Origin of the sequence: Kitasatospora sp. NPDC091257, from assembly GCF_044757675.1 — a bacterium.
GTDB classification, from domain to species: Bacteria; Actinomycetota; Actinomycetes; order Streptomycetales; family Streptomycetaceae; genus Kitasatospora; species Kitasatospora lactacystinica.
Genome location: NZ_JBIVVI010000876.1, coordinates 1 through 3,980 on the forward strand (window position 1 = coordinate 1; position 3,980 = coordinate 3,980).

At 73.2% G+C, this 3,980-nt stretch carries 4 protein-coding genes; 3 read left to right on the top strand and 1 reads right to left on the bottom strand.

What is annotated here, in order from left to right; genetic code table 11:
• Positions 1–130: 130 nt before the first annotated feature.
• Positions 131–814 carry a 2-phospho-L-lactate guanylyltransferase gene (gene cofC / locus ACIQOV_RS31210; protein WP_401054001.1) on the bottom strand — a complete coding sequence of 228 codons (684 nt, stop codon included), beginning with the start codon at positions 812–814 and terminating at the stop codon, positions 131–133.
• Between the two features lie 228 nt (positions 815–1,042).
• Here cofC and ACIQOV_RS31215 point away from each other — a divergent pair, with 228 nt between their 5' ends.
• The 3 genes from ACIQOV_RS31215 to ACIQOV_RS31225 form a co-directional block, all read left to right on the top strand.
• Positions 1,043–1,873 carry a lysophospholipid acyltransferase family protein gene (locus ACIQOV_RS31215; RefSeq protein ID WP_401054002.1) on the top strand — a complete coding sequence of 277 codons (831 nt, stop codon included), beginning with the start codon at positions 1,043–1,045 and terminating at the stop codon, positions 1,871–1,873.
• A 14-nt stretch (positions 1,874–1,887) separates the two neighbouring features.
• Positions 1,888–2,871: an NAD(P)H-dependent glycerol-3-phosphate dehydrogenase gene (locus tag ACIQOV_RS31220; protein ID WP_359900678.1), complete on the top strand. Its 984-nt coding sequence runs from the start codon at positions 1,888–1,890 to the stop codon at positions 2,869–2,871.
• Between the two features lie 56 nt (positions 2,872–2,927).
• A partial coding sequence (locus ACIQOV_RS31225) for a D-alanine--D-alanine ligase family protein (RefSeq protein WP_401054003.1) occupies positions 2,928–3,980 on the top strand: 1,053 nt, incomplete at its 3' end.

A 3,980-nucleotide genomic window follows, 5' to 3' on the forward strand; every position in this document is an offset into this window, starting at 1 on the left:
CCGCTCTGCCGAACTAACGAGGTGGCCTGCTTGCGAGCAGCATTGCGTGCGGGCCGGCCCCGGCCCGGGAGCAGGTCGACGCCCGGGCCGGGGCGGCTCCGGGCGGTGCCCGGGCGGCGACCGGGAGGGCTCAGGAAAGGCTCAGCCGGGCGAACAGCGCGCTGGTGTGCGGGCCGAGGCCGAGCGCCGCGGCCTCGCCGAGGTCCGTCCCGGTGTCCACGTCCCGGCGCACCGACTCCACGTCCGCGAGGCGCAGTTCGAGTGCCCCGCCGGCCGCGTGCCGGGCCCGTGAGCCGTCCCCGAAGGCGGGGGAGAGCGGACGGCCGGGGGTGCAGGCGAGCAGCGTGGTGCCGAGGCCGGGGGTGTCCGGCAGGAAGGCCCGGCCGTCCGCCGGCACCGCGCCCAGCACCCGGGCCAGTTCGGCCGGACGCAGCGCCGGGAGGTCCGCCGAGAGCACCGCCAGCGGGGCCCGCGGGGCCAGGGCCAGGGCGCTCTCGGCGCCGTGCGCCAGCGCCCGGTTGAGGCCTCCGTCGGGCTCGTCGGCGACCACCAGGGCGCCGAGCGCGGTCAGTCGGGCGCCGGCCGCGGCGTCGCGGGTGACCACCAGGACCCGGCCGACCCCGGGGGTGGCCAGGGCGGCGGTGACGGTGTCCAGGGCGAAGGACAGGGCCAGGTCGGCCCGGTGCGGTCCGGCGTACGGGGCCAGTCTGCTCTTCGCCATGGTGAGCGGCTTGAGCGGAAGCACCAGCGACCAGCCGGCGGTGGGTGCGGGGGGCGCGACGGCCCCGCTGGGGCGTACGGTGTCCTGGGTCATCGGCGTCATTCTGACGCCGGTCCCGGAGCCCTCGCCAGGCCGTCCGAGCTGTGCGGACGTGCGTTTGATCACGCCCGCCGGGCGGGTTGGCGCGGTTGCTCGACAGCCGGTGATCGGGCGGGCGACACTGTTCCGCGCCCGCGGCCCGGGCACCGGTGGAATCGGTGCGCGGCACCGGGACGCCATGACCGCGGTAATCCGTGCCGCATCGGATGAGAAGGAGCTGGGGTGGCCCGCCGCTCGTACGCCAAGTTCGGCAACGCCGACTACGGCATCTGGTACCGCTTCGCGGCCGTGCTGGTGAAGCCGGTGACGACCGCCCTGGTGAAGCCCGACTGGCGGGGCTGGGAGCACATTCCGAAGAACGGCGGCTTCATCGCCGCGGTGAACCACAATTCGATCATCGATCCGGTGATCTACGCGCACTGGCAGTACAACAGCGGACGTCCGCCGCGCATTCTCGGCAAGTCCTCGCTGTTCTCGATCCCCTTCATCGGATTCATGCTGCGCAAGACCGGTCAGATTCCGGTGTTCCGCGAGTCCACCGACGCCGCGCAGGCGTTCCGGGCCGCGATCGACGCGGTCAACAGCGGCCAGTGCGTGCAGTTCTACCCGGAGGGCACGCTCACCCGGGACCCGGACCTGTGGCCGATGACCGGCAAGAGCGGTGTCGCCCGGGTCGCGCTGATGACCGGTGCGCCGGTCATCCCGGTCGCGCACTGGGGCGCCCACGAGATCATCCCGCCGTACGGCCGGCCCGGTCTCGGGAAGGGCAGGTTCAACCTGTTCCCGCGGCACAGGGTCACCGTCGCGGCCGGGCCCGCGGTGGACCTGAGCAAGTACCGGGGGCAGGAGCTCACCGCCCAGGTGCTCGCCGACGCGACCGAGGACATCATGACGGCGATCACCGCCGTGCTGGCGGAGGTCCGCGGCGAGGAGCCGCCGGCCGAGCGCTACGACATGCGCAGGGCCGCCCGGGAGCGTGCCGCGGCGGCGCTGGCCGAGCGCCGGCGCGCCAAGGGCGAGCGGGGCAAGGGCACCGAGGAGGCCGGCAAGTGATCCGTTGCGCCGTGATGGGGACCGGCTCCTGGGGCACCGCGTTCGCGCTGGTGCTCGCCGACGCGGGCTGCGAGGTCGTGCTGTGGGCCCGCCGCCAGGAACTGGTGGACGCCGTCAACTCCACCCACGAGAACCCGGACTACCTCCCGGGCGTCCGGCTGCCCGACACCGTGCGGGCGACCACCGACGCCGCCGAGGCGCTGGCCGGCGCCGACTTCGCGGTGCTCGTGGTGCCCTCGCAGACGCTGCGCGACAACCTGGCCGCCTGGACGCCGCTGATCGAGCCGCAGACCGTGCTGGTGAGCCTGATGAAGGGCATCGAACTCGGCACCGCCAAGCGGATGAGCGAGGTGATCGACGAGGTCACCGGGGTCGGCCCGGAGCGCGTCGCGGTGGTCAGCGGGCCCAACCTGGCCAAGGAGATCGCCAACCGGCAGCCCGCGGCCAGCGTGGTCGCCTGCTCCGACGAGGCGGTCGCCAAGCGGCTCCAGGCGGCCTGCCACACACCGTACTTCCGGCCGTACACCAACACCGACGTGGTGGGCTGCGAACTCGGCGGCGCGGTCAAGAACGTGATCGGCCTGGCGGTCGGCATGGCGGCCGGCATGGGGCTCGGGGACAACACCAAGGCGACCCTGATCACCCGCGGGCTGGCCGAGACCACCCGGCTCGGCGAGGTGCTGGGCGCGGACCCGCACACCTTCGCCGGACTCGCCGGGATGGGCGACCTGGTGGCCACCTGCTCCTCGCCGCTGTCGCGCAACAACACCTTCGGCATGAACCTGGGCCGGGGCATGTCGCTCGCGGAGACCATCGCGGCCACCCGGCAGACCGCCGAGGGCGTCAAGTCCTGCGAGTCGGTCCTGGACCTGGCCCGGCGCAACGGGGTCGACATGCCGATCGTCGAGGCCGTGGTGGACGTGGTGCACAACGGGCGGCCGACCCAGGAGGCGCTGCAGACCCTGATGTCGCGTTCGGCGAAGGCCGAGCGGCGCTGAGTCCCCGGTGGCGCCTGCCTTCCGGCAGGGTCTCGCACGGTAGTCTCAAAACCGATATGAGCATCGAACAGTCCTCCCCGAACCGGCCCGACCGGAAGCCGCGCGTCGCGCTGGTCTTCGGCGGGCGCAGCTCCGAGCACGCGATCTCGGTCTCCACCGCGGGCAGTGTGCTCAGGGCGATCGACCGCGACAAGTACGACGTGCTGCCGATCGGCATCACGCATGAGGGCCGCTGGGCGCTGACCAGCGACGAGCCGGCCCGGATGGCCATCACCGACGGGCGGCTGCCGGACGTGGCGCACGTCGCCGAGGGCGTCGACGGCCAGGTCGCGCTGCCGGTCGCCCCGGGCAGCCGCGAGGTGGTCCTGACCGAGCCGGGCAGCGCCCCCAAGGCCCTCGGCGAGGTCGACGTGGTGTTCCCGCTGCTGCACGGTCCGTGGGGCGAGGACGGCACGCTCCAGGGCCTGCTGGAGCTCTCCGGCGTCCCGTACGTCGGCAACGGCGTGCTGGCGAGCGCGGCCGGCATGGACAAGGAGTTCGCCAAGCGGATCCTGGCCTCGCACGGTCTGAACGTCGGCCGCTACACCATCGTGCGGCCGCGCGACTGGGAGTCCGAGGCGGGCCGCGCGGCGGTGCGCGAGCGGGCCGCCGAGCTGGGTCTGCCGCTGTTCGTGAAGCCCTGCCGGGCCGGCTCCAGCATCGGCATCACCAAGGTGAAGGACCTGGCCGACCTCGACGCCGCGATCGAGGAGGCCCGCCGGCACGACCCCAAGCTCATCATCGAGGCCGGCGTGACCGGCCGCGAGATCGAGTGCGGCGTGCTGGAGTTCGAGGACGGCCCGCGGGCCAGCGTGGCCGGCGAGATCCTGGTCGGCGAGGGCTTCGACTTCTACGACTTCGAGGCCAAGTACATCGACTCCTCGGACGTGAAGATCCCGGCGGACCTGACCGCCGAGGAGCTCGCCGAGATCCAGCGCCAGGCGGTCGAGGCCTTCGAGGCGCTCGGCTGCGAGGGCCTGGCCCGGGTGGACTTCTTCCTGCTGGAGGACGGCACCTGGATGATCAACGAGATCAACACCATGCCCGGCTTCACCCCGATCTCGGCCTAC